The following is a 26,496-nucleotide window of genomic DNA, read 5'->3' as shown; positions in this document are numbered from 1 at the left end:
GCTTTTCAAAATGGCATACATTAAGTATAGGGTAGCATTTATTATGTACACATTAAGTGCAATTCGCTATTTATTATCCATGTTGCTCTCATAAAAAACAATAGAGTAATGAAAATGACCAGGGGAGACATCGATGGTAAAAATAAGAAATTTATTTATAGTGCTCCTTTTCGGGTTCCAAGCTTCACTTTATGCATCTACGATTGAGCAACCTTGGCTTGATAATAAAATTCGATCATTTATAAAAGGCAAGCCTGTGAAAGCTATAGTTTATGGCCTGTGGATCGATGGAAAACCAATTAGTATTCAGGCTATTGGAAACTCCATGACTGCCGTACCCGCCACAAAAGACATGTATTTTCGTATAGGTGGAGTAACAGAAACATTACTAACAACTGCTTTGATGTTGTTAGTAGAAAAAAAAGATCTAAGTCTTGAGAATAAAGTGGCACGCTGGTATCCCGATTTGCCCAACGCAGATCAGGTTGATTTAAAAATGCTTGCTAATGGTACCAGTGGTTTTCCTGATTATGTTTATAATGAAGGATTTATTAAAGCAGTCATTGAACAACCCTTTAAACAGTGGTCTGATAAAGAGTTAATTGATTATGCGTTTATGAAAGGACCTTTATTTAAGCCAGGTACCAATCAACACTATTCTCATACTGACTACGTTATATTAGGGAGTATTTTAGCTCAGGCAAGTAATCAGCCGCTTAATCAATTATTTCGTTCATTAATTTTAAAAAAATTGGGCATGGAAAAGACCCGGTTTGATCGCACAGCTACGATACCCTGTCCTGTGTTACATTCATTTAGTCAAGACAGAGGGGTTTATGAAGATGCAACTTTTTGGGATCCATCCTGGACTGCAAGCTCGGGTGCCACGACTTCAACCATAGAAGATTTAGGAAAATGGGCGAATGCCTGGATGAATGGTAATTTGCTAACAGCCAAATCGACACAACAATTAAGAACTCCAGATACTGTTGGAAAGGGGAAAAATACAAATGAACTTTATTTTGCAATGAGGTTTGGCGTAGCCAATCATTGGCTTATGCAAAATCCTAGATTTGGTGGTTATAGTGGGGTTTTTGCTGTATTACCGGAAAAGCAAATCGTGTTTATTGCATTTAATACCTTAAAGCCCATAACGAATGAAACCAATAATTTAAGCATAGACTTATGGAAAGAACTAGCATCTGTTTTAGCACCTGATTATCCTGTTCCTGATTTCAATTAGGGATTTATCCAAAGAGCAAAAGAAGTGAAACTCGAATTATTGATGGTATGCGCTATGCTAATTAAAGAACCTTATCAATTGTGAGTTATCGTATGGAGTTTTATACGCCTTCAGGATTATTGCCTTTGATCCAAGAGCTTAAGCAATTAAATATTCTAGAACATGCTAATCATGAAAATATGGAAAAGGTTTCATTAATTTTAAGAAATTGGGTTAAAAAAACAGATTGGCTTGAGGAGCATTTTTATACTGTTGACCCAGTGAACGGATTTACTTCTTGGCTAATTTTTGAAGAGCCAGATCACTCCTTGGCTGTTAATATAGTTGCTTGGGAGCCTGGGCGAGAAATTACGCCACACGATCATAAAACCTGGGGTGTAGTAGGTTGTGTTGTAGGTGTAGAAAAAAATTTTTTTTGGATTCGTAGGGATGATGGTTCCCAACCTGAGTATGCGGATATTCAAAAACAAAATAAAGCCATTACCTGTTTTCCTGGTGATGTTATTGCTTTTAATCCCGATGACATTCATAGCGTAGTTAATGTCTCCGACTCAGTAGCAATTTCGTTGCATGTGTATGGGAAAAATTTAAATTATACCAATCGTTTTCAATATAACCCTCTGACCCACACTGCTGAACCTTTTATTGTTGATTTCAATTAATGCTCTATGAGTTGTGCAGGTTAAGTATTAAGAATTCGTTATGTACCTTTGTGGTGTGGTTTTCATGAATTTGACTATATTTTCTTATTTTTTGTAATAAAACTTATCTTTCCTGTACGTTCCAGGTAGGCTTCCTTTATTTGATCTAAATTATCAGTCTTTAACTTATCTCTTATGATTTCTAATAAATCCTCTTTAGATATCTGATTTTCTTCCAGCACCGCCCAAATAATTTTTCCATCTTTAATTAGAGTTCTTGGTTTGCCTTTTATTAATTTACCAAATGTATGATATTTAAAAGAAAGTTTAGCAAATGCCCAATGTAAAAAAATAAGTAAAGCACTACCTGCCATTGCTTGTATCAATGTCGAAGGACCGTTAATTGTTCTGCTTAGTACGGCTCCAATAATAATGATCAGTACGAAATCGATGGGTGTATCAAAATGAAATCGCTTGTTGCCTGTTCGGATTAAAAAAATAGCGTAAATATAAATTATAAACGTTCTTATAAGAATATAAGAAAGGTCCATACTTGAATTAATTTTCTCGAGATAAGAAAGCCACATTTATATCTCCCTAAATACTCATTTGTCTGAGCGTTAATTAGAGGTATCCATATTATTTTTCAAATCAAATATGGATCGCTTCTTAATGAAATTAAGAAGCGATCCTGGTTCCGACCATCTAAACTGGCGGAGGAGGACCTCTGCGGCCAAGAACAATAAAAACTATAAATAGTACCAAAAATATAAAAAATAGTATTTGTGCAATACTCGCAGCGGCTCCGGCAATTCCTCCGAAACCAAAAGCTGCTGCAATAATCGCAATAATAAAGAAAAGAATAGCCCAACCCAACATACATCTTCCTTAGGAATATTTCCACTGGACTCATGATGAGTGTGTTTTGAGTATAGATTGCGTAAATTTAAATTCAAGATATATCAGAATAAAAATCCCCTTCTCGCTCTTGAAAAAGATTTTTTGTTTTTTTATAGCCCTGGTTTAGTGCAAGTATTGATTAGATTGACTAAAAAACGCTTGCTTCTCCAGTTAAGCGTTCCCAGCTTATGATGCAACACTATCCCCCTTTTAAGGAAAATAGGGTGGTTATAGCAATCTACATGATAAAATTAAAGGAAAACCTTAGGTTGCCATGTTAAAAAGAAGGCTATAATTGATTCATCATGTGTAATTAGAGACTTGGTAAAGATCCACGCCATGCAAAGGTGATATTTTTAAATCAAAACCAGAGAAAAAGTTCCTGAAAAAGATAAACCAACAAAGCACAACAACATGCTAGAAAAGAAAATATTAAAAAAGCGCAAGAAGTCAAACATCATTAAAAGAGATCTATGATTTATTTGTTCATTTCTGTTTTCTGAAAAGCAAATTTAAAACAAGGAGAAAATCATGAAAGGAATAATGAAAATGATTGTTTTAAGCAGTATGTTTGCAGTGTCAAGTTATGTAATGGCTGATAATGCTTCTTCTACTCCAGCAAATACGACTACTACCACCCAGCCAGCAGCTTCAAGTGCCAATCAGCCAGCAGCAAATACGCATCCAGGCATGTGGATATGTACTACCAATGCGAGCAGCCCAACTTCAGGTTCTCCTGATGAGCAGGCCGATCAGACAATGACTAAAAATGAGGCTCCTGGAGGTTCTGCATTTGATTTTGCCTTAAAAAATTGCCGTGACTGCACAAAGATTACCTGCGAGTTGCAAACAAAACCTGCGCAATAAGAAAGAGTATTCACTAAAAAAACCCAGTGTTTTCATGCACTGGATTTTTTCGCATGAACTTATATTTACAGGAGGACATTATGCCATGGAGCAAATCGGATTATCCAGATGCAATGAAAAATTTGAGTTCATCTACTCGAGAAAAAGCGATTGAAATAGCAAATGCGCTTCTTAAAGAAGGATATGAAGAAGGCAGGGCCATTTCAATTGCAATCGATAGAGCAAAGAAAAAGAAATCCAATAATTAAAAAATACCTGCGAGAAAAGGAGCGTCCTATCTTAGCTGTTCGACAAGAGAATGGATTAGTTGAACAATTAATTCTGGCTGCTCCTTTTGTATATAATGTTCACTATCTTTTACATCAATACGTTTTGCTTTGGGTACAAAAGTATCAGCTACCAGATCATTGGCGTGAGCAATACCATGTATTATAGAATCCGCCATATCCTGGGTCACATAACTTGGCCAAAACCTACTTTTGACTACTTCGCTGGCCTTTGGAATCTTACCAGCGGTGAGTACAATAGCAGGCATATTTAATTTTTGGGTACGATAAGCATTTAATTGTTTGAAGCTTTCCTTAAAGTTAATTATTTCACCATTTTTATAATGGGAGCTTAGTGATTTAGAGCTGTTGTCTACACCAAAGTAAAATACTTCAATTTCTTTTTTTGTCCATGCCTCAAGTAGTTTTTCATTGGTTACATCTATAAGGATCATTCCTGCTACATCATTGGGGTATTTCAACGCATAGAGTCTTGCAGCCAATCCTCCTGCAGAATGTGCGACAATAATAAAAGGTTTATGAATTTTTGCGGCTTTAACCAGTTGATGTAAATCATCCACTATATCTGCAGCTGAAACGGGCTGCTGCACAGGATCGCTACGACTTTTTAAAAAACGCTCGTCCCCGATTATTTTGATTGTTCCTGGGCGATCATAATCGCATACTTTTGTGAATTTACTGACTCCAGTAAATACAGTTATCTTTTTTCCGGTTAGGGGCGTTTCCCAGCCCGCATCACCCCGATCAGGATAACCGGCAATGAATAATACGGTGGGTGATCCTGAGCCTTCACAATGCATAAATATTTTTCTTTCTTTTCCGATTGTAATGGAATTGTTTTCATCCAATGCGGCGGAGTCAGGTACCATTGATACATAGGTAAGGAGGCTTAAATAAAGCCATTTCACTATTTTCATAATCTGATTTTCTAACATTAGATATGCCCTATTTAGAGTATAACTGACTTTTTTCAGTCCACAGGATGAGGATGAGTTAAGGTAACACGATGACAGTTTAAGTATTTAGTGAAATTGTTACTTTATCTTGTTTTCAATTCGTTTATCAGGAATAAACCAGATTATCGCGACAATTACATAAAGTATTTGAGCGATCCATGTGTAAACATAAGCCAGGGGAATTGCTAGGACATATAAGAAGATAAAGATATTTCCTTTAAAGTCGTTTCCAATCGCTTTTGAAACTAACGACTCTTTTCCTTCATGTGAAATAAGAGTATGCACGAGTATCGAATAGGAAATAGCAGCCATTAAAAGCACTATCCCATAAAAGGAAGTCGATATCGCAGTTTAGTGATTTTCTCCCATCCATCCTGTTGCAAATGGGAATAGGGAAATCCAGAATAAAAGATTGAGATTTGCCCAAAGTATCTTACCTGAAATAGACTCTACGGCGGTAAATAAATGGTGATGATTATTCCAATAAATACCAATATAAATAAAGCTTAATAGATAACTCAAAAAAATGGGTCCAAGAGGGGAAAGGCTGGCGAAGGTATCTCCATGTGGAATTTTAATCTCTAGTACCATAATTGTAATAATGATTGCGAGCACATCATCGCTAAATGCTTCTAATTGCGTCGTTTTCATTTTTCTTCCTAATTGAATCAATAAATCCATTTAGAAACAAGCAATTGCCGCTTGAATAGAAGTAAATTTAGTAAAAACAATAAGTTGCTTGCTTTATGATGGTGCATGTTTCTTCCTATTTTAGGGAGCAATTTTTTCTCACTATCTTTTTAGATGGATTTTGTATTTGGACCTATTGACGTTGACTGAAAAATATGCAAAATTTATATTTTATTTTCACATTATTCTAAAATGAGTATCTTTCTAAGGTAATTGATTATGGGTTCAAGATCTAAGCATGCTAAAATTTCATTATTTAGTGCAACAGCACTATCTGCTACTGCTATGGTTGGTTCAGGATGGCTCTTTAGTGCTCAGTTAAATGCTAAAATTGCAGGCAATTACTCCTTCCTTGCATGGGTTCTGGCAGCATTATTGGTCATGGCGGTGGGATTATGTCTTGCACAAGTTGCATCAATCTACCCAGTGCGTGGGGCAACTGCCCGGTCTAGCGCGTTGTCACACAATAGTATTTTTGGCATGCCTTTTGCCTTTGCCAATTGGTTTGGATTAATGGTTACGATTGGTACAGAAGCTCAAGCGACTACACAATATTTAGCGGCTGCAATTAAGAGTGATGTTCTAATCGCGAACAATGTGCTGACGATTTACGGCAAATTATTTGCATTGAGTATCTTGGTCATTTATTTATTTATTAATTATTTTGGTATTAAATTATTAGCCAAAATTAATAATACAGTGACGGTAATAAAAATTCTTAGTCCGATTTTTACTATCGTTATTTTCTTGATTATGCGTTTTGACACCAGTAATTTTACCCTGGATACAAATTCTCAATACGGAATTGGCTCAGCAATCACTGCAATCATTTCTGCTGGATTAATTTATTCTTACAATGGATTTCAATTAGCAGTGGCCTTTGCCAGCGAGATTGAAAATCCAAAACGAAATATTCCTCTATCAATCATTCTTTCAATTGTAATTGTGATGTTTGTTTACATGCTGTTGCAATTATCCTTTATGGGCTCTGTGCCCCATAGTATGTTAGCAAGTGGTTGGAGCAGTCTTAATTTTCATTCACCTTTAATTAACTTAGCCATGTTGCTTGGAGTAAATTTCTTAGCAATGATCTTGATTGCTGATAGTATCGTCAGCCCATCAGGTACAGGATATTCTTATTTAGGTGGTGCTTCACGAATGTTTTACGCCATGGCTAAAGAAGGCCAAATGCCAAAGAAAACCATTGGTAAATTACATCCTGAATATAATCTGTGTCGCCGCTCCTTGCTCATTAACTTCACGCTCACTGCAATATTTCTCTGGAATTCCGATAGTTGGGCCTCATTAATGGTCATTGTAACGGGGTATCATTTAATTGGATATATGGCAGCGCCGATTAGTATGGGAGCGATTAAGCCGAACACCAAATTATTTGGGTTAATCATTTTTTGTATTCTTGGACTCATGATGAGTACTTTACCTGCCAGTGATTTTCTAAAGATGAATTTGTCGATTTCTATGTTGATGGTAATTTATGGAGCAATACAGATTGCACGTCGAATGAAAGTAACAACATTATTAGTATTATCAACGCCTTTTCTAACTTATTTGTGGTTAATTTATTTCTATCAAAATATTTATTACATTCTGCTCGTGTCAGCTCTTTTCTATGCATTAATTACACATAAAGAATACGTCAAATTATGTAAAGAAACTCAATTCATTGCTGATGATGCAGCTGATATTGCCGTAAATGTCAATCAAGCTCAGCGAGCATAATATGCCCCGTCCGTATTAACCAGTTTAATACGGACGGTATGGATTAACATTTTTCCGCTACAACAAAGTACTTGTGCCAATGTTTCATAGAGTACCCTAATGCATCTGCTTCATCACGTTCTTCTTCTTCAAGCAATTCGATTTTAAATGGAAGAAATAACTGATGTAATTCTTTGTAACTCAGAAATGTCATATCGGCTCTTTTATTTCTATTCCATCCATCATTTATTCCAAAAAAGGTTCCAGAAAATAGTCCGCCTGGCTGTAGTGTTTTTAAAATCAACTTCCAAAATTTATAAAAAAGCTCAGGTTTTAAAAAAGGGAGACTATAACTTGCGTTAATTAATTGGGAAATCGGTAGAGAAGTGAATGACTCAAATGAAGCGACTTCTGTCTTTAATTTACTCTTTAATGATTGCGGGCAGGAGGATAATAAAATGGATATTGCTTCTGCTTGAGAATCAATCGCTAGAACGGACCAGTCATTTTTTAAAAGTTCAAGTGAATCTGAACCGGAGCCGCATCCAAGATCAATCGCTAATTTGGGAAGGTCGAATTTATTCCTACAATGAAACAATTTAATTGCTTTCATTAAAGTTTTTCTAGGAAGAGTCTTTTGCTTTGTAATTTTATAATAATTTACCCAATTTTTATTATTCATATGATGTTCCATAGCTAGTTACCAATTAGTAACTAATTGACTGATTAATATCGCTTTTATATTCTCGAGAATGGAATTTGGAGCCCAAAAGGAGAACCATTATGAAAGAAAAAATTATCAAAAAAATTGTTCGAGAAAAAGTATTAAAGAAAAGTAAGGGATGGTGTGGCCCTGGTACCTGCATCGGATAATTAAAGCAGCATGCATCATATGCGACATGAAATATGATGCATGCAATAAAACTTAACAGGTCTAATTTATGTACTGTCCTAATCTTAACGAATTAATACATTATAAAAATAACAAAATTATTTATCGATACAATAAGGATTATCCTCATGCAAAAATGCATGCAGAAGTTGCTTTAAGAGAGCTAATGAAATTTATTTGGCTTTGTTTAAAGCACAAGTCAGATAAAAAAAACAATCCTGAAAACGAATTATTTGACTTTACTTGTGCTATTCATCCGGAAATGTGTGATATTGATAATATGTGGCATACATTTCTTTTATTCACGAAAGATTATCATGAGTTTTGTGGTAATTACCTTGGGGGCGTTTTCTTTCATCATGAGCCTATTGTAAATACAAATGACACTACCTTAGATGAAAACTATGAACAGAAGTTGACTCTATATTTATCCTATATATATGATAATTTGGGTGAAGAGACATTGATAAAGTGGTTTGACCACTAATTCACAAATCGCGCTTTTCTAAAAATTCACTTTCGGCAATCATAATTGCATCCATATTTTTTTCAGTCCATGATGTTAATGAATTAAGAATAATACCTAACTCGTTCCCTAATGGAGTTAATGAGTATTCAACTTTCATGGGTAATACTGGAAATGAACGTCTCACTATAAAACCGAAACGTTCTAATTTCATTAATGTTTGGGTGAGCATTTTAGGAGAAATTTCTCCTACTTCACGCTTTATCTCTCCGAAGCGAGAGGTTTTATTTAATAAGATGTTAATTATTAAAATGGACCATTTGTCACTAATTTTTTCTAGTACATTATGTGATGGACAGCGTTTGTTATATACAGAGAAATTTTTTTTAGACATGAAGAAGAACCATTAAAATAGAAGTAGATAGCAGGCATAACTCGTATCGTAAAAAAATATAAGTTATGCCATATTGTGAGTGGTTGCACCTAAGGACTATAACTCCCATTATCAGTTTGAAGTTGAGGATTGGTATGATCTGTTTTTCCCAAAATGACCGGCTTATCAAAAAATCCATCTTTTCCTCGCTGTTTCGGGCTTAAACTGGAGCTCTCCACCTTTTTTTGTTCCAGTAACAGATTTACAACTTGCGTGAGGCGAGAAACCATATTATGAATATCAGTAAACTGAGTATAGCCATAATGCGCAGTAACACGAATATTGTTAGGGGGACGTACATCTATTTCAAATTGTCCTAATTCGCTTGATTGTTTTAGCATAGTTTCTATCTGCCTGACATCGCTGATTCCTTTAACACGAAAAACCAGCATAGCGCCTCGCCGCTTAGGGTCGTCAGGAGTAATCCACTCAATTTTGTCACCCAAAAACTGTTGCAGGAGCGCATGCATATAACGAGTGAGGCATTCTGATTTAGCAATTAATTTATCCCAGCCAATTTGGCTCATTGTTTGCATATAGGTTTTTACTGGAGCAAGAGCGATAGGGGAGGGATTGCTGCATCTGAATGCCCAAGCACCTTTTTGCATCATAATTTTAGCATCAAAATCGTCGATTAATCCGAAGACTTTATCTGAAGCTGCTGCTTTCCAACCTTGAATTGGTGGGTATTTTTCCAAATCTGTATTCTTACTAACATACATACCAAATCCACTACCTGCCGAGCCACAAATATGTTTATAGCCACAACCTACAGCATAAGTAACGGGTAATTCTTTCAGATTTAAAATCCTATTTCCTACTGTATGAGCTAAATCGAGGCCCACAATAATCTGGTGCTTCGTGATTACATCCTTTAATTCATTTAAAATGTAGGTGATATCAAGTCGTTGTCCTGTACTAAATACCAGATCCGATAAGTGTAAAATCTGAATTTGGCCTGCATTTTTTTTGATAAAAGCAATAATTGCCTCTTCGCTATAGAGCCCTTTTTCATCCGGCAGAATTTTTAGGGTAAGGGATGCGGGATTAGGGATACGGCTGGAGGGGCTAAAAACGCCAAATTGTTTTGCAGTGTGTATTCCTCTTTTTAAGATGGATTCAATGATGGCTTGATCGGAGAAAAATTCTTTTCCTAAATGACAAATACCAGTTTTTCCTGATTGCCAATCAGTAAGGGTAGGGCGGTAAAAAGTATCAACCAGTCGACCTAGATTAGAAGATAAGCCTTCCTGAGTATAGAGAAATTCACAAGGCTCGGAAAAACCTAACATTGCCTGCATTGCTTTAATTGCGTCTTCCTCAATATCGCAATCAAACCAGTTACCGCCTCGTTCATGAGTTTCCGAAAAATGCCCTTCATGTAAATGAGTTGCCTGTAACTTAGTAATTCGCTTTATTTCTCTCACGGCAGGTTTGAATACCGGTCCCAAAGAATGACCAGCAAAAGGGGCTAAACCGCCATATTCGAATAAATCATGTAATTTTAAAGGGTCAACGGAATCCAAATAAGTAGCATCTTTTAAAGACAATATATCTAAGTTCTCAGAAATTAAGCGAATGAATTCATCAGGGTTAGATACCATAGCTTCTATTAGTTCCTTCATAAATACCTCTAAAATAGATTTTTTTAGGCACCCATATTAATCTTTTCTTTTATTTGATTCTATGGACTGTGCTAAAAAAATAGACTCTCGTCCAAAAGCAATTTGCTATTATTTGAAGAAGGATTTTATTGTAATTAACTTAAAATATGATTCCATTATTTCGCTGTTCGCTTTGGACTGATTTGTTATTTCTAATCCCTAATGTTTTGTGGTATTTAAAAAATAGGGGGGTTATAAAATACGTCCTACCTACCGTTGTGTTTTGGAGAGGCCTTTCACTAAGCTATTCCAATCTTTTAGAACTTTCAGATGAACGAGGAATTAAGCTCACAGATTATAGTTTGGATAATGTTTCTGATTATTATCGTAAAAACCAACTGGAGAAATTAACTCCTAAAAAAACAGTAGATAAAAATCAATTAACCATGAAAAAAATAGAGCACAAGATCAAGAAAAAATGGCTCTATTTATTAGTTGATTCTAATGAAACTGTTTATGATTTCTTATTTTTAGAAACTCCTAATGAAGAGAAAGCGAAGCAATTTTTTGAGCAATCGCTTGATTCAAATAGCTTGCCTCCTAAAATTAATTTATTAACTCTCGACTTACCTAAGAAGCTTCAAGCTCAATACGAGGACTAGGCCTGATTCTTACGTCGAGTTGAGGTTAAATGAGTTTCTCTTCAGTAAAAGGAGTGTGTTGTTGTGCTATATATAAACAATAAGCTTATTAAATCACGGTATCAATATGCCATCACTTCCACAAGAGGTATTAATAGAAAAAGCGAGCAAATGGCAAGGACGTTTTAGGGGGGATACTGCAAGTTTTAACAAGGAGGTCACTAACGAAGGGGTTTGCCTGGGGTTAGGAATTTGGCGATTGTATTGCACATTAACAGGAAAATATGGGGAATATGAAAAGATATTAAAACTCATTTATGACTCTGATCCTCTTGCAGAAAATATTAGCCCTGAAGTGCATCAGGCATATGAAACCTTTATTCAAAATACGTTATGGTTGCATCGAACTCTACGTATTGAAGCCGGGACGCAACAGGATCGCATGAAAGGGGCTTTAGAAGCTCTATTTGAACGGAAGGGGGAGCCATTTCCCCTAACTTATCATCAACAATTTGCGGGCATTATTACCGTTGAAGAACTCAAGGAAACCCTTGCAACCTATTTAACACTCGATCCAAGCAAACAGCAAGGTGTAGGATTTACTCTGAGTTGTAACAAACATTCTATATCGATAACACGTGTTGGCGACCAAATTGAAGTGATTGATCCCGCTTATGGGGAGTCCTGGATTATTAAAATACCTCAAAAAGAAACTGCAGAGGAAAATGCAGCAGCACTTAAATCAGCTGTAAGTAAAATGTTTGATGAGGCAATTCATAGTGCTTTACATTTTGATGAAGTAAAGTTTCAAGGGACGTACACGGGTGTACGTATGCATGTGTATTCACGATTACATGATCCAAATCCTGAAGTATTGCCAACTATTTATCCGTCTGCTACCGAATTAGTAACTTCCATTTATGAAAAAAGGAAAGACACACTGGATCAGCAGGATAATTTTACAAAGCTCGATGCATTAGCCTATGCCGTACAAAACGGGGATAAAAAGTTAGTTGAATATCTGGAACGAACGCTAGGATCGGTGAAACTTGAAGCAGCTAAAAAACAAGCATTTAAAAGCGCTGTATCCTATGGACAGCTAGAATTTGTAGGTCGCTATTATAAAAAAGAATACGTGGATCAAAACGTACTGATTCATGCGTTCTCCAGCGGTGACAAACAAGTAATTAATTTTCTACTTGAAAAAGGACACCGTCTTGAGAAGAAGGCATTTGAGCACGCACTTGCTGATGCTGTACGTCTGGATCAAGGATACACTTTTAATTTACTTTTAGAATACTATGATCAATTCCACAAAGATAAAACTGATTTAGTTAATCCTACTGAATTGATCTATTCCGGTGCATTAACTAAAACGCCCACTCCATTATTGAATATCGCTGCGCAAAATAATAGTGTCGAAGTGATGCGTATGTTATTAGGCAGAAAGGTCAATTTTTTATTAACCGATGAAGCAGGGCGAAATTGTTTGCATTATCTTACTCTTCATCAACCAGAACTTTTTGTAGATATTGCATCACGCAATCCCTCTTTATTATTCGCCAAAGACAAACAAGGTGAACGTCCTATACATCGCTTGTATCGAGCAGGGGGAGCGTTGAGCGAAAAGATTTATCCCATACTCATAAAAGGGGAGCAATGGTATGAAGCATATGTCTTAGCGCTAAAAAATAATAACCAAAGCATGATTAAGCGGTGTCAAGAAAATATTACTTTTGCCGCAATGCTTCAGCATGAAGCAGGCACAGCGAAAAATCGGTTTGTTGAACTGTGTGAGACAGGAACATTTGATGACGGACGAACGCTTCCATTCACTCAAGCATTAGCGGGTATAAATTATACGGAACAAACTCAAGACACACTTCATAGCATCTATTTATTGGCACTCAAGCATGGTAATGTAGAAATCATAAATTCAGTGTTGCACGTTGTTGCACGTGATCCCAACATACTCTTTAAAAAAGGCTCTGTGGTTGCCTTATCTCCCTGGAAAGTCCTGACTCAAAAACCCGAATTATTTGAGCTTGTTGAAAAAAAAGTGGACATTAAAAAGCTAGCTCAAGAGCAGTTAATTGAATATTATCTCATCGCTTTACATCATAAAAAAATCGATCTGTGTAAAGAGATTGGTGGTTTTATTCTCGATAAAAATTATCTGTTACTCAAGAGTCCACAAAGTCAAACTGATCCCTTCATCCTTTTTGAAAAAGATGAAAATGCATTTAATCAGTTAATAAACCCCATCGCCTTAGATGGTTTAAAACCCGAGGCTTTAAACCAAATGTATCTATTAGGATTATTGCATAACAATGAAGAGGTATACATAAAGTGTATTAAAAAATTAAAAGAAGACCCTGCTTTTCTTGCACGCACTGATGATCTTGATTTGTATTATCAAAGGAACAATAACGTTTTATTTAAAGAGTTATTTTCAATAAAAAATGTCAGTGAAGAATGGTGCAAAAAAATCTTTATTAAATCCCTGTATGATAAGAACTACGAGATAGCAGATGCGGTTTTAAAGAAATTTCCTCAATTGGTCAATGCAGAAATCGATAATATCAATGGTGGGCGTCAGTATCCTTTGTGGGTTGCAATTCACCAGAGAAGTATGGATCGATGCCAATTTTTATTAGCGCATAATGCAAATCCTTACGCAATAAGAACAGGGATGCTTAGCGGTACATTAATGAAAGAGGCACAAAGATGTGGTGATCCTCTAAAAAAATTGTTCGAATCCTATGATGTAAATATTAAGATCATGCAGAATCAATTTTCAGAAGTATTTGAACAATTAATAGAACATAAAAAATGGAAGCTCACTAAAAAATATGGGCTTTTTGGTGATTATACTGATACGACTGTATTAAAAATTGGCGATAAATCAGTACATTTTCCCAAAGAATTAAAATCAATATTTGATGTCATACAAAAAGCAATTAAAGAAACCAGTATTCCGGCATTGAAAGAGCACAATCATAAATTGGCTGAAGGAATTAATTCAATGCCTGATAAGGTTTTACCTCCATCCTTAAAACTAAAGCTCATTGAAACAATGAACTCTGCCCAAACCCAACTAGTGGCAATCGACTCCTTGCAATTCGCTCCGAATCCTTTTCTTGTAGACGCTTCCGCTCATTCTTATAAGGGTTCTCTGCAGCAAATAAAGTTGAGTAGCGACAAACAGGACGCTGCGATGCATTCGCCAAGATAATGGACAGTGTGTCATCCCCTATTTTCTTTGCTTATAAAAATATGAGTTCAAGAATGACTTAACCAGTATGTTCTATAATTATACAAAATAATTGGTTTTAAGGAGGAACCCATGTCTAAAATCCAGCCTATGGATCAAATTGGACCCAATAATGCAGGGAAAATGATTTTGCGTGGATGTTTCATGAATGTTTCTCAAGCTTGGTTAGAGCAAGCTTCTGGACGAGTAGGAGAGCTACTTTCTGACTACTTGCATAACCGACTTAGCGAAGCCACTGCTATTAAGTTAAATTGTAACAATGGTATTCCGAACGGACGTGAAGAGGGACCTCATAAATTAGATATTGAATTTATGGAAAATGTGGTTGCCAGATTAAAGGCCCTAGAAAAAAGAGGTAATGAACTTAAGCAGGCCTCAGGAGTAGATATTTATGAGCAAGCAACCGAGCAGATTCTAGTAGCTCGGCAAGAGATCGAGAAGTATACGACTCAATGCACTGAACTAGGTATAAAGCCCATGTTTACGGGTTCCCCTAGTGTAATTATTGAAAATGTTAAAACACGTAAAGGAGTTACTCATGCTCAAAGTATGGAATGGGAAGATATTGATTTATTTGAGGGAATGGCTGTTTATAATAATAACGAATCAACTTATGAGCCTCCTATTCTTTCCAAACCTAATTGAGTCTTGAGTTATCTTAAAAAAACAATGGGTTCTGCTTTAGGGAGAGCCCATTGATTTTTATAAAGTGATTTTATACGGAATCTATCTTAGTAGGCTTTTACCAGTAATTGGTTGAGTATAAACTCCGCTATTATATTCTTGCCAGTTATCGGCAGGCCTGACGTCACATTTTTTTGAAACCATGTGCCATCCCGGTTCATTTTTATAGTCGAGTATGATGTGCAAATTTATTTGTAATAAGCAGTTGAAAAATAAGCTAATTTAAATCCCAATCTAGTTAAAAACTTTGCATCATTCCGGAAATCTGAAGGCATTGAGCCATTTTAGGGTTTTCTAAACGATTTTCATCATAAAATCCGACGTACAACTAACCAAATCTGCATCCAGATCCTTTGAAGGCACAATTCTTTTAACTTTAAAAGGCTTAGAGGCACCATGTTTAATATGTTCTACTGGTTCACTGAAGACAGCATCCTTTATGAAAACTGGAGCTGGTTCTGGCGGAGTTACTTTTATTTCAGGTAAATTTAAAGTTTTTTTCAAAATGTTTTTTTTACGCACTAATAAGTTAGATAATTGTTCTAAATATAATTTTTTATCATCCATTGATAATAGTTCTATGTATTCATCACGGATAATAAGTTTTTTAATGTAGGCATCATCTAAACTCGTAAATTTTGCTAACTCATATTTCAGTTTTTCTTTATCAATGTCATGAAAAAACTCACTAAAATGTAAATTGCCTAGTATGTTGTTAGGATTATTGCATACTTTGCTTAAGGAAAAGAGTGAATATATTAAAGGATTGTCCCATGATAAATTGGATTCAAACTTAGCCAGGGCAGCATCAATCCTATCTGATGGGATATCAAATATAGAATCACTGGGATCTATTTTTATAATTTGGTGTTTACCCGAAAACTTGATAAGACCTATGTTACGTAGACCCGCGCCTAGAACATCCAGATCCTCTAAGATAATCGCTGCGGCAAGTAAACTTTCTTTTCCGTTAATTGATAAATCACTTTCAAATTTTTTATAGGCGTTTACAAATTCATCAACTTTATTATATTGTTCAATTTCTTCTAATGCATTTTTGTTGTTAAGCCATTCAATAAGATCTTTGTAACCAGGTAAGACCTTTGATATTAAAGCAAGCATTTTTTGATAGTATCCAATATATAAATTTGCTGTACATACCCCAAGGACTTGATAAATAGAGTTGGAAATATGGTCGTGTATTGCATTTATCGCAGTGAGTTCTTCTGTTCCTTTTTTAAGTTTCACTACAAAATACTCTTCATCTGCTGCATCAGACCAAAATGAAAATTTTGTTCTTGCCATCCTTTCGCCTTAAAAAGGTAATGTCGATACAATCCTATGGTGAGCAATATTCTATAAAATGGCAACTATTAATCCTAAACCCTCCTGGGAAGCTATCGTTTGAAATAGTCATAATTCAAATGAATCCGCTGGATTTGATGCAAGTAAGGTGGTTTTTCCATTGTCTTCTCCATTTTTTAATTTGTTTTTCTCGTATACATTGTAAATGGATCCCTGCCTACACAGGGATGACCGACAACAAGTCGTGGGGTCAGGGTTAATGATTGGAAAATAGATGGGTTTATCCCGGTGTTAAGAGAAGCAGGACTATGCCTTAATAAAACCTTAATATTGAATGTATAAAATATATACTATGAATGCAATATTTGCTCATGACTTTTATTAATGACATTAAGGATGCAACGTGAATAAGATTTTAACTCTATCTTTTTTTATGCTCATTGGATTATTTTGTTCCCACGCCAATGCAAAAACAATTAAACTTAGTCCCAATGAATCGAAGATGCTCGCAAATAATACGATGTGGACATTGAATGCTACTTGTGTGGTTCAAAGCACGCACCCTACTAAGAGCAAAATCAAAATTAATGTAGTAAAAAATAGCGGTACCGTAAATGGGAAAAAACTATCTACTGGCCAAGGAACCCTAATCAAAGTAAAAAATAACAGCAGTTTATCTGTGAGTGCAGAATCAGGAACTCAAATTAATCTTATTAATTTAGGATCAGATGAATTGCAAGCTGTTTGTTCTACTTAAGTATTCACAAAATGTCTAATAGATCCGCACGTTTATCGCTCAATGTCCCGCGCGGGGACATTGAGCGATTTATAAAAATTTAATAGTTAGAAATGAATTCTTTTCATGTTTGTATTCATCAGCGCGGATCACTTCATAATTGCATACATTGATTTCTTTGTATTTTTTATGTTAAGTTGTTCAAATGAGCAAATATCGTTCGCTAATTCTGTTGTTACTCATGAGTGCTCTCTTTCTTGCGCCACTCAAGATGCCAACTTGCCTAAATAAACGTGTGGGTGCACCTGCTGCTCTTTCTTTTGCGCTAACTCCTTGCTCTGTTCAGCAAGCTATGAATAACGGCTGTTTCTCTGCTTCTTATTGGCTTCAAGATGAATTTCATTTGAAAGTACAATGGATAGCACAGTGGCTCATTGGTTTGCTTGGTTTTTTACTTGTTTTCTCAAAATATAACTCTCCTCGGGATGAAATATATCGTCCTCCTATTTGATTTCTCTTTTATTTAAATTCAAAAATAATTATTAGAGGAATCAAAATGAAAAAAATAATTTTGTCATTATTGATGACATTCACCTCATCTTCTGTTTTTGCTGCGGGTTTTAGCAGCGCTAATCCAGTCGATGCAATGATGTTTATTCAAAATCATAGTCCGATTTTTTATTTGGCTGCCTTCTTTGGCCTCGGTGTTTTGTTGGCGTTTACCCCCTGTGTTTTGCCTATGGTACCGATCCTATCCAGTATTATCACAGGACAAGGAGCCAGTACAGGACGCCATGCCTTTAAATTATCTTTAGGCTATGTAATGGGTATGGCAGTCACATATGCTGTAGCGGGAATGTTGGCAGCATGGTTTGGTTCAACGGTACAAACTTTAATGCAGCAGCCGATGATTATTGGGGGTTTCAGTATTTTATTTACTTTAATGGCCTTATGGTTGTTGGGTATTTTTGAATTACGATTGTCAATTTTCACACGGTTTACCCTCAAAAAATCACGTCGACATGGTGTTATCTCAGCAACTTTGATGGGGTCTTTGTCAACTTTGGTTGTATCTCCGTGTGTCACGGCACCCTTAATTGGTATTCTAACGTATATTGCTCAAAGCAAACATGTTGCTCAAGGCGGTTTGTTGCTTTTTGTTTTAGCTTTGGGAATGGGATTACCCTTGCTGCTTGTCGGAGCCGGTTATGGGCGTTTTTTACCAAACTCTGGACCTTGGATGGTTCGCATCAAACAAGTTTTTGCTATCATGATGTTTGCCATGGCTGTTTGGTTATTAAGCCGTGTTGTGCCACCATTTTGGATTGATGTGCTGTGGGCTATAGTCTTACTTATCGCTGCATGGGTTTTTGGTGCATTTCGTCAGGAACATCATTTGGGGGGGCGATTGTTACAAGGTGTGGCTTTGTTAGCCATGATGGGGGCAGGGGCTTTAGCTTACCAAGCATTCCAACCTGCTCCACTTGTTCAATCAGTAAAACATGCTCCATTCCTAATGGTGCATAGTCTTGAAGAGGTCAATGCTAAATTAGCTGAAGCAAAGGCAAACAACAAGCGCGTTTTTATCGAGTTTTTTGCTGGGTGGTGTAGTGATTGTCAGGCTATGGATAAGTATGTTTTTAACCAAGCTGCAGTCATCGATGCGATGCAAGACTTAGTAAGTCTTCGGGTTGATATCAGCGAAAAAACAGATGCAGTAGCCAAGATTCGTCAAGCGTTTCACATTTATGGTATCCCCACGATGCTATTTTATGATAAACAAGGGCAACAACTGACTAATTTAAGCTCTGTTGGACGGATATCTAAAGAAAAGACCTTGCAATTATTGGAGCAATTCCGGAAGTAACATGCCCGTTAAATCTGCAACTCCCAGATTCTTTTCTTGGGAGTTGCATCCCGTATTATGCTTGGCAAATACGGGAGCTTTTGTTCTATAGCCTCTTAGTTCAAAGTAATAAATTTCTTCGCGAAGAGGCTCCAAGATGATGAATTATCAATTTCGACTATATTAGAAGCTATATAATCCAAATTCATAAATACATTTACGATAACTTCAATTGCTTCTTTATCACGGGCAAGAAGATGTTCAAGCAGTTCTTTCAAACCAAGTTGGTTGTCCTGAAATCCCCAATACTCTGGGTTACTTATGATAAAGGCATCAACAGCGATTCCAGTCTTTAAATTTAAGGTGATTGAGAAAAAAGCATCGGTGGCCATAACCTCTTGGCGAGATAGATTTTCAGGGAGTTTATTGAGATCAATCTTTGTTGAGATCAATGCGGTTAATCCAGTGTAATTGCCGTCATTATCTTTGGTGGTTGAAGTAACTACTCCTTTGATAAAAATTGCATCACCATATTCTTCGGTATAGCTTTTCACAGTGGCTTCTAAAAGCTCAATCGCACTGGGAATCATTTCATTGCTTTCTTCACGAGTTAAAAACTTGGTAAGATCCAGACCAAGAGAGCCTTTTAGGACAGTCGTAGGAGATGTACCATCGCCATAATCATAACTGAGGTTGTCGACTTTTATTTCGAAACTATTTTTTGAACCGATTTTGCGATAAAGCCCATTAAAAGCGACTTTGGCTGCATGTTCATTGTTGATTTCTACTGCGTTAAACTTGAGATTTGCCACAGTGGCTTGATTTTGAAATGGAACCAGAATATTTGCAATCTCTGAGTTTAATAAATCAAGAGTGTTGCTTGCGAACACACTGGAAAAAAGGCTGAAACTTAAACAAAGGGAACAAAAAAATTTTTTCATTATAAACATCCTGTTTTTTAAAGTTTATTTGGGTTTATCAGTTTCATATTTTTTATTACAACATGAAGCAGAGCTTCAAGATTGCTTTTGTAAAACTGAGGGGGCTATTATGGCATTTTTTTGCAACAAAAAAAAATCTTCTAAATCGTTTTAGATGTAATGTATTTTTTATCAGGAGCGTTCAAAATGGATTTTACAATTAGGAAAATGATTAGGTTAAATCCATTCAAAAATTTTTATTAATAACATTCTCCGCGATGCTGCCTCTAACGGTTATCGCTTCTTTTTCAGCGAAATTAGCTTTGATTATTGTACATATAATACCTTAGTGAATTATCTAATGTACGTTTATTTTTTAGGATTCCAGTTCTCATTCTGAATCGATAAATTGGTAAGACATACCCCCATAATCTTGGACAAAAATCAGGTACTGAGCTGGCTGCCATGTTGGGGTGCTTTAAAAGGTTCTGGCGTCGCGCCTACGTACCGTGCTTTATGCACGGTATCCAGAATGATGCATTGGGTTACTCCTGAGTTCTTTGTATATAGTAAGATCTCCTGGATACCGCGCATAAATCCTGAGAGTTCCTCACAAAATCGAAATAGGAAAATACCTATTCTACATCTACAGGGATGACAGCTTTTTTGACTTCGATATAGGGTGTCCATTCCTTAGAGTAGATGGATTCAAGCAACAAATGATCTTTACCTTGATTAAATTTTGTGAGGATCTCTAGGCATAAAGCGCAGCAGGTAGGGTGAAAAATTTTGGGGGAGATCTCTCAAGAAAAAGTTGTGGTACGTAGGCGCTGGCCATCCAAGTGTCCAAGAAAAATTATTTAAGTGATCTAAACCCTAACTCCCATTGAAAGCGGTTTCTACTGGTTTTAATCATAAATCCAGCAATAAATAGATTTATTTTTATACATCCTAATTGATAATGATAATCATTATCAATTAGGATGTATGTCGTTTTTAATAATTTTTATTAATCATGATTAAAATAATTGCAATGTTTGCTGCAATTTTGCTGATACCATTTCATGTTTTTGCAAAACCTGCAGTATTAGAATGGCGTCCTAAACGATTCTCCTATGAAGGGCATGTATTTTTTAATGCGACCAACTCAGCAGTTCAAGGAGAAAAGTATTTGCTTAACCAGCAATTATCAAACGTTAAATTAGGTTCTGAGTTGCAAATTAATGATTGGAATAAAACGAAAGGATTGCTGATTTACAATACGCTACCAACTCCCATCAACCCACAATTTTATTTTGATCAACTTTATCATGAGTTAAAAATTCCTAACTCACACTGGTACCTTGAGGGAGGGAGAAAATGGGTGGCTTTTGGCAACTATAAAAGTGATCTTATTTACAAGCCTCTGACAAAAGCTTTAGGGCAAACCAATGAATTAACAGCGGTGATGGGTTACGACGCAGATTATTATATGAATGTGTCTATATTTTCGCCTTACTCACGTATTAGTTACTCTTCTCTTCCTTATTACAATTTAAACGTAGGTATTCATAAAAGAACCTATGATATTGGCGGCAGCTATCTATATTCTTTAGCTGATAGCCAGCTTTTTCAATACAACAAAGGGTTTGGCGGTTTTTTGGAGAGAACCATCCACAGCAAAGTTCCTGGTTTTGCTGCTTATGTACATTTAAATTATAAAAAAGCGGGCGCTAGTTTAACTTATGTTACCGCGGTTCATCCATTCCAACTTTCGGAACTGAGCTATAATAGGAAGGGAGCTAAACCTCAAGCTTTTAGCCTTCAAAGCAGTTATGAGTTAATGATAAAGAAAACTCCCGTGAAATTGATTGGATTTTACGAATATTCTTATGACGCTTTAGCATTAAGAATACCAAAGAAGCGACTCGGTGTAGGTCTTGCTGCATATCCCAAACGTTATCTTACGGCGCAATTTCAATATTTCAAAGATTATGAATACAGTTCCCATGATGAAGCCTCGGGTCTTACTAAGACTATTGTGGGGTCGTCTGCAAAAGTAAATACGTTTGCTTTGCAACTCATAGTGAATTTTTAATTATTCCAGATCATTCTTTATAAAAATTCGTTCCTAATTATTGCAAATGATAATCATTATCGTTTATATTGCAAATGATAATGATTCTCATTTTGGTTGTCTTGAATGATTTTGGTCTGGGCAATCAGAAAGTTGTCTCAATAAATAACAACTTAAGCTATCAGACAATAAAGAGGGTGGTGCGTATGATTTTATCGAGTTCTCACATTAATGAGCTAAACGTTCAATTACGTTCATTATTATTGAATGCTGATTTTCCTGTTTCATCCAACCAAATGGAGCATTTTCTTTTTACCTCTTATCAGCAGTGTTTCAATCGGTTAAAAAGGGCGGCTTTTTCAGAAGGATTAATTGATAAAAAAGTAACGAGCCAATCTATTGCTACTTATCTTGAGATCCTGAAGATTTATGCAAAAAATCGAAAGGTTCAATTTAAAAACTGGCACTCATTAAATGAAGAATTAAATGAAAGCATTGCGAACCAAGCTCTAGCTCTTGCATATCAATACCAGTGGCATAAAAAAATAAGACGCCAGGCAAAGGGGTATTCTAATTTGTGGTCTTGGCTAATCGAACAATTTGATCAGCAGCAAGTACTTAATTTCTTAGAACAATGGGGATGTATGGGGCATCCATCCCATCCTAATTTTCGTGCCAAAATAGGGTTTAACCGTAGAGAAGTTATACAGTATTCTCCTGAATTCAATTCAGAAGTCACTATTTGTTGGGCAGCAATCCATCATTCTCTTGCATTTACTTCGACTTCAAAGTCGGTTTTTCATTGGATATTTAGCAATCATTTTCCCAAGGAATACAGTTTGTGGAGTGAATCCCTGCGATTAAAGAAACTAAAATCGGAGGATTATTACCCATTACCCATTCACCCCTGGCAGTGGGCTAATAAATTACAGACGCTTGCAAAACCCTTGGTTGAGGAGCATCAATTTATACTCAATCCAGTATACCAACAAACAAAACCTTCGATGTCATTTCGTACCATGATGCCACTCGCAAAACATGGTCCTCATTTGAAATTGGCTGTAGGCGTACATACAACTTCATCTTTGCGTACGGTTTCCCCTGCATCTGTAAGTAACTCATCTACATTATCACAATGGCTCAATGAATTACTTGCACAAAATCAATATTATAGAGGGAAATTATTTTTGGCTCGTGATTTAGCTGGTATCAATGTGTTACATCCCTCGATTCCTGATAATGAAAAGAAACATTTGGCCCTCATAGTTCGTGAAAACCCGTTGCAATGGATTAGATTAAACCAAAAACTTGTTCCAGTGGCATCTCTCTTTAAACGATCACCTATAAGTCGAAGATCTTTATTGAGCGAACTCATTGAACTCAGCAAAAGTAATCCAGTAAATTACTTTACTGATTATTGCCGCTGCGTTTTAGCAAGTCAGCTGCATCTATTGTTATGTTATGGGATTGCATTGGAAGCCCATCAACAAAATACATTAATTATTTTTCAAGCAAATCGTCCTTCGGGTCTTGTAATACGTGATCTAGGAGGGATAAAAATTTGCAATCATCCACTTTATGAGAAAGTAATTAAACCCACACTACATCCAGATTCAACCATAACCTGTACTGGACTAAGTGAACTGAGTAATAAATTTATACATGGTAATCTGCTGAGTAATTTGGCTTATGCTATTGATTGTTTAAGTGTCGATTATGAGCTATCTAAGCCTATTCTTTGGCAAAGGGTAAGACAAATTCTCGATGATATTTTAGAAGAACTTAGAACTAAAACTGAGCCCCAAATTCATCATTGGCATCGAACGAAATTGCTTGTTGAACCTTGGCAACAAAAATGTTTGCTGGCCATGCGTCTTCATGAAAATCAAAACGAAGATTTATTTTCTATGATTACAAATCCATTGAGCAGAAATTATGCCTAAATCACTTCAGCCGCTCATTTTAGTAAGTCAATTTTTTATGATCCTGGCTTTAGAAATGACAAATCCCTTTTTGTCTTTGCTCATAGCCTCCCATAGTGAAGGAGCACTTCAGGAGGTGGTATTTTATAGTATGCTCAGTTTCGTATTGCCTATGCTTGCGAACATTATCATGGGACCAGTATGGGGGATTGCAGCCGATCGTTATGGTTATAAATCGATGTTAATGCGTGCAGCTTGGGCATTGGTAGTTACCCAACTGGCCATGATGTTTGCTCATTCTCTCGTCTGGATTTTAATCATTCGTATTTTGCAGGGGGCTTTCGCAGGCTTTATTGTATCCATGCAAACTTATTCATTAAGCCTTTGCGAATGGCATCATAAAAGTCGACAGCTGGCGCGTTTACAATCTATAAAGGCGATTGCTACTACTCTAGCTGGTTTCATAGGAGGAATAATCTTAGCTGTTACCAATTACCAAGGATTATATGGGATTGCTACGGCTATTTGCTTGGCTATAACACTTATTATGCAATATTACCTTCCGGCAACACCAAAAAAAGCGGATAAAAATCGGAATCAAAAAACCAATAGACTGTTGGTTGATTCGAAGCCTATATACTTTCTATGTTTTTTAATTACCTTAACTCAAATCATTAAGTTTTTACCTGATCCGGGATTGTCTTTATTTATAAACGATTCTTTTTCTCATAATTTAATTCTTATCGGTCTGCTTTATTCTCTCCCTGCTGCTGGAATGTTAGTGAGTTCTGAATGGTGTGGGCGTCAGTTTGATCAATGTCGAGGTGACATTTTTTTAGTACATCGCTATTTAGTACGTTACAGTGTAATCGGTTTAATTCTTATGTTATGTCAAGCAACTACAAGCAATCTCTTTCTCTTTGCTTGTTTCCGTAGCTTATGGGGAGTGGTTTTAGCTGCCCTATTACCTGCATTATGTGCTCTTTTAAGCGATCGTTATTCTTTACCTGGTTACGCACTTGGTTTAGCAAATTCTTTTGCCAAACTAGGAAATCTCATTGGCCTATTACTCGGAGGCATGCTGATGAATTGGCTCGCTTATTCGACACTGTTTGTAATTATTGCCAGCTTCTATGGCTTATTTGCTCTTTTTGTGGCGGGGTTTCATGGATTTTTTATCAATCCGGTACCTCAGATTTCCAATGCGTATTCAGATAGTACATCATGACCAATAAAGAACTTCTACTTATATTATTTACTTGGTTTTTTGGGAATTTGGATATTCATTTTATTACCCCAGCATTACCTAAATTAGCCAATTCTTTTTCAGTGAAACCGAATATTGCTCAATTTACCATTAGTCTTTTTTTACTGGGCAAGGCATTGAGTATGATTTTGTGGGGAGTTCTTTCTGAACATTATGGCAGGAAACCTATATTTATTTGGGGCTTGTTATTGTATCTGATCTCTAATCTTCTCGCTGCATTTAGTCCTTCTATTGGCGCTTTATTACTTTGCCGTTTTGTTCAGGGAATGGCTGTAGGAGCAACATTGCTTATGGGGAGGGCAATGATTAATGATACTCATGATGAACAGCATGCAACCCAATACTTTGCCTGGTTTTTTACTCTGGGAGGTTTTTTTATATGCTTTTTACCTTTTTTGGGAGGCTTAATTAATAGTCATTGGAATTGGCAGACTGCATCTATAATCATCGCATTGTATGCGCTGTTTCTATTTCCCTTGAGTATGAGGATACAGGAAACAAAACCAAATTATTCATTGAGCTTGAGTTTTAAAGAAATAATAACAACAGTTTTCCGACATCCTATTTTTGTTGGTTATTTATTGATTTCTGCATTAATGATGGCTGGTGAATCCGCTTTTAATACTTCTGCATCATTTATTTTGATTAAAGGGGCTCAATGGAGTTCCACCCAGTATGGTCTTGCTAAAACAGTTATGGCAATCATGCATTTATTAGGCACAGCATGCTGCGGCATCTTGGTTAAGTATTATTCGAGCAGGCAACTCACTGCATTTGGGGTTTATTTTTTTGCTTTTTCAGCAGTTTTAATGTGGCTGTTTAGTCTACTTTCTGACACGATTTATCTTATCTTTATTTTCCCAATGCTGATCTATTATTTTGGCACCGGATTTATTGTGGCTAGTGCAACTTCCGTAGTCGTACGCCCGTTCCCGAAACAAATGGCATTGGCTTTAGCTTTAACCCTATTTTGTCAATTCAATTGTTCAGCCTTATTTAGTTTTATTACGAGCGTCATTGGTATTAAAGATGTAAGTTCTTTTATGTGCTTACTGTGCTTGATTGGTTTTTTCAGTTTAGTTACCTTAAGTCGGCTTAAGTTAAATGAGGAGAAATTATCCCAACACAGTATTGGTGTATAATAAAA

General features: G+C 36.2%; 26 protein-coding genes. 16 read left to right on the top strand and 10 right to left on the bottom strand.

From position 1 onward, the window contains the following. The first annotated feature begins 133 nt into the window (after window positions 1-133). A complete protein-coding gene (locus FOLKNPGA_RS10610; protein WP_182349894.1) occupies window positions 134-1,243 on the top strand; it encodes a serine hydrolase in 1,110 nt (369 codons plus the stop codon). A gap of 92 nt (window positions 1,244-1,335) precedes the next feature. After that, entirely contained in the window at window positions 1,336-1,905 is a 570-nt protein-coding gene (locus FOLKNPGA_RS10605) for a cupin (protein WP_182349893.1), read from the top strand. A 74-nt stretch (window positions 1,906-1,979) separates the two neighbouring features. Here the strand turns inward: FOLKNPGA_RS10605 and FOLKNPGA_RS10600 are convergent, their stop codons facing one another. Then, window positions 1,980-2,471: a DUF421 domain-containing protein gene (locus FOLKNPGA_RS10600; protein ID WP_182349892.1), complete on the bottom strand. Its 492-nt coding sequence runs from the start codon at window positions 2,469-2,471 to the stop codon at window positions 1,980-1,982. A 118-nt stretch (window positions 2,472-2,589) separates the two neighbouring features. Next, window positions 2,590-2,763, bottom strand: coding sequence for a DUF1328 family protein (locus FOLKNPGA_RS10595; RefSeq protein WP_182349891.1), 174 nt, complete (start codon window positions 2,761-2,763; stop codon window positions 2,590-2,592). Between the two features lie 552 nt (window positions 2,764-3,315). Between FOLKNPGA_RS10595 and FOLKNPGA_RS10590 the strand changes: the two genes are divergently transcribed. Together FOLKNPGA_RS10590 and FOLKNPGA_RS10585 are read left to right on the top strand one after the other, a co-directional pair. After that, window positions 3,316-3,651, top strand: coding sequence for a hypothetical protein (locus FOLKNPGA_RS10590; RefSeq protein WP_182349890.1), 336 nt, complete (start codon window positions 3,316-3,318; stop codon window positions 3,649-3,651). 80 nt (window positions 3,652-3,731) lie between these two features. Further along, on the top strand, window positions 3,732-3,899 hold the full coding sequence (locus tag FOLKNPGA_RS10585) for a DUF2188 domain-containing protein (RefSeq protein WP_182349889.1): 168 nt from the start codon (window positions 3,732-3,734) through the stop codon (window positions 3,897-3,899). A gap of 26 nt (window positions 3,900-3,925) precedes the next feature. Here the strand turns inward: FOLKNPGA_RS10585 and FOLKNPGA_RS10580 are convergent, their stop codons facing one another. From FOLKNPGA_RS10580 to FOLKNPGA_RS18960, 3 genes are all read right to left on the bottom strand, one after another. Further along, window positions 3,926-4,873, bottom strand: a complete 948-nt coding sequence (locus FOLKNPGA_RS10580; protein WP_220471036.1) for an alpha/beta fold hydrolase — start codon at window positions 4,871-4,873, stop codon at window positions 3,926-3,928. A gap of 99 nt (window positions 4,874-4,972) precedes the next feature. After that, entirely contained in the window at window positions 4,973-5,206 is a 234-nt protein-coding gene (locus FOLKNPGA_RS18965) for a hypothetical protein (RefSeq protein ID WP_232891079.1), read from the bottom strand. A gap of 39 nt (window positions 5,207-5,245) precedes the next feature. Continuing rightward, complete coding sequence (locus FOLKNPGA_RS18960; protein ID WP_232891078.1) at window positions 5,246-5,545, bottom strand: TMEM175 family protein; 300 nt, start codon at window positions 5,543-5,545, stop codon at window positions 5,246-5,248. Between the two features lie 258 nt (window positions 5,546-5,803). On the opposite strand from FOLKNPGA_RS18960, the gene FOLKNPGA_RS10570 reads away from it, so the two are divergent. Further along, window positions 5,804-7,324, top strand: a complete 1,521-nt coding sequence (locus FOLKNPGA_RS10570; RefSeq protein ID WP_182349887.1) for an APC family permease — start codon at window positions 5,804-5,806, stop codon at window positions 7,322-7,324. Between the two features lie 43 nt (window positions 7,325-7,367). Here FOLKNPGA_RS10570 and FOLKNPGA_RS10565 read toward each other — a convergent pair whose 3' ends face one another. Further along, window positions 7,368-7,985 (bottom strand): trans-aconitate 2-methyltransferase, encoded by a 618-nt coding sequence (locus FOLKNPGA_RS10565; RefSeq protein WP_182349886.1) that lies wholly within the window; start codon window positions 7,983-7,985, stop codon window positions 7,368-7,370. A gap of 259 nt (window positions 7,986-8,244) precedes the next feature. Between FOLKNPGA_RS10565 and FOLKNPGA_RS10560 the strand changes: the two genes are divergently transcribed. Further along, complete coding sequence (locus tag FOLKNPGA_RS10560; protein WP_182349885.1) at window positions 8,245-8,682, top strand: hypothetical protein; 438 nt, start codon at window positions 8,245-8,247, stop codon at window positions 8,680-8,682. A gap of 1 nt (window position 8,683) precedes the next feature. Here the strand turns inward: FOLKNPGA_RS10560 and FOLKNPGA_RS10555 are convergent, their stop codons facing one another. Both FOLKNPGA_RS10555 and FOLKNPGA_RS10550 read right to left on the bottom strand, forming a co-directional pair. Next, window positions 8,684-9,055 carry a helix-turn-helix domain-containing protein gene (locus FOLKNPGA_RS10555; protein WP_182349884.1) on the bottom strand — a complete coding sequence of 124 codons (372 nt, stop codon included), beginning with the start codon at window positions 9,053-9,055 and terminating at the stop codon, window positions 8,684-8,686. An 89-nt stretch (window positions 9,056-9,144) separates the two neighbouring features. Then, window positions 9,145-10,719 (bottom strand): aminotransferase class V-fold PLP-dependent enzyme, encoded by a 1,575-nt coding sequence (locus FOLKNPGA_RS10550; protein WP_182349883.1) that lies wholly within the window; start codon window positions 10,717-10,719, stop codon window positions 9,145-9,147. Window positions 10,720-10,865: 146 nt separating this feature from the next. Here FOLKNPGA_RS10550 and FOLKNPGA_RS10545 point away from each other — a divergent pair, with 146 nt between their 5' ends. The 3 genes from FOLKNPGA_RS10545 (at window position 10,866) to FOLKNPGA_RS10535 (ending at window position 15,258) form a co-directional block, all read left to right on the top strand. Then, a complete protein-coding gene (locus FOLKNPGA_RS10545) occupies window positions 10,866-11,360 on the top strand; it encodes a hypothetical protein (protein ID WP_182349882.1) in 495 nt (164 codons plus the stop codon). 106 nt (window positions 11,361-11,466) lie between these two features. Then, complete coding sequence (locus FOLKNPGA_RS10540; protein WP_182349881.1) at window positions 11,467-14,574, top strand: hypothetical protein; 3,108 nt, start codon at window positions 11,467-11,469, stop codon at window positions 14,572-14,574. A gap of 111 nt (window positions 14,575-14,685) precedes the next feature. Next, window positions 14,686-15,258, top strand: a complete 573-nt coding sequence (locus tag FOLKNPGA_RS10535; RefSeq protein WP_182349880.1) for a hypothetical protein — start codon at window positions 14,686-14,688, stop codon at window positions 15,256-15,258. A gap of 333 nt (window positions 15,259-15,591) precedes the next feature. Here FOLKNPGA_RS10535 and FOLKNPGA_RS10530 read toward each other — a convergent pair whose 3' ends face one another. Beyond that, the gene (locus tag FOLKNPGA_RS10530; RefSeq protein ID WP_182349879.1) at window positions 15,592-16,602 is read right to left on the bottom strand and encodes a hypothetical protein; all 1,011 of its coding nucleotides are present in this window, start codon (window positions 16,600-16,602) and stop codon (window positions 15,592-15,594) included. A 403-nt stretch (window positions 16,603-17,005) separates the two neighbouring features. Between FOLKNPGA_RS10530 and FOLKNPGA_RS10525 the strand changes: the two genes are divergently transcribed. From FOLKNPGA_RS10525 to dsbD, 3 genes are all read left to right on the top strand, one after another. Next, complete coding sequence (locus FOLKNPGA_RS10525) at window positions 17,006-17,359, top strand: hypothetical protein (RefSeq protein ID WP_182349878.1); 354 nt, start codon at window positions 17,006-17,008, stop codon at window positions 17,357-17,359. A 184-nt stretch (window positions 17,360-17,543) separates the two neighbouring features. Then, a complete protein-coding gene (locus FOLKNPGA_RS10520) occupies window positions 17,544-17,849 on the top strand; it encodes a hypothetical protein (RefSeq protein WP_182349877.1) in 306 nt (101 codons plus the stop codon). 45 nt (window positions 17,850-17,894) lie between these two features. Beyond that, a complete protein-coding gene (gene dsbD, locus FOLKNPGA_RS10515; RefSeq protein ID WP_182349876.1) occupies window positions 17,895-19,205 on the top strand; it encodes a protein-disulfide reductase DsbD in 1,311 nt (436 codons plus the stop codon). 95 nt (window positions 19,206-19,300) lie between these two features. On the opposite strand, the gene FOLKNPGA_RS10510 is transcribed toward dsbD, so the two are convergent. After that, on the bottom strand, window positions 19,301-20,125 hold the full coding sequence (locus FOLKNPGA_RS10510; RefSeq protein WP_182349875.1) for a hypothetical protein: 825 nt from the start codon (window positions 20,123-20,125) through the stop codon (window positions 19,301-19,303). Between the two features lie 994 nt (window positions 20,126-21,119). Between FOLKNPGA_RS10510 and FOLKNPGA_RS10505 the strand changes: the two genes are divergently transcribed. From FOLKNPGA_RS10505 to FOLKNPGA_RS10490, 4 genes are all read left to right on the top strand, one after another. After that, on the top strand, window positions 21,120-22,181 hold the full coding sequence (locus FOLKNPGA_RS10505) for an LbtU family siderophore porin (RefSeq protein ID WP_304599221.1): 1,062 nt from the start codon (window positions 21,120-21,122) through the stop codon (window positions 22,179-22,181). Between the two features lie 185 nt (window positions 22,182-22,366). Beyond that, window positions 22,367-24,103: an IucA/IucC family siderophore biosynthesis protein gene (locus tag FOLKNPGA_RS10500; RefSeq protein WP_255465957.1), complete on the top strand. Its 1,737-nt coding sequence runs from the start codon at window positions 22,367-22,369 to the stop codon at window positions 24,101-24,103. After that, entirely contained in the window at window positions 24,096-25,310 is a 1,215-nt protein-coding gene (locus tag FOLKNPGA_RS10495) for an MFS transporter (protein ID WP_182349874.1), read from the top strand. Before FOLKNPGA_RS10500 ends, FOLKNPGA_RS10495 begins: the two co-directional genes overlap by 8 nt. Then, window positions 25,307-26,491, top strand: a complete 1,185-nt coding sequence (locus FOLKNPGA_RS10490) for an MFS transporter (protein WP_182349873.1) — start codon at window positions 25,307-25,309, stop codon at window positions 26,489-26,491. The genes FOLKNPGA_RS10495 and FOLKNPGA_RS10490 overlap by 4 nt, the downstream gene beginning before the upstream one ends. The last annotated feature ends 5 nt before the right edge of the window (window positions 26,492-26,496 follow it).

The sequence above is a fragment of the Legionella sp. PC1000 genome (assembly GCF_014109805.1).
Classification (GTDB): domain Bacteria; phylum Pseudomonadota; class Gammaproteobacteria; order Legionellales; family Legionellaceae; genus Legionella; species Legionella resiliens.
Note: the sequence above shows the minus strand (reverse complement) of the source record. Positions and strands in the feature narration are given on the sequence as shown.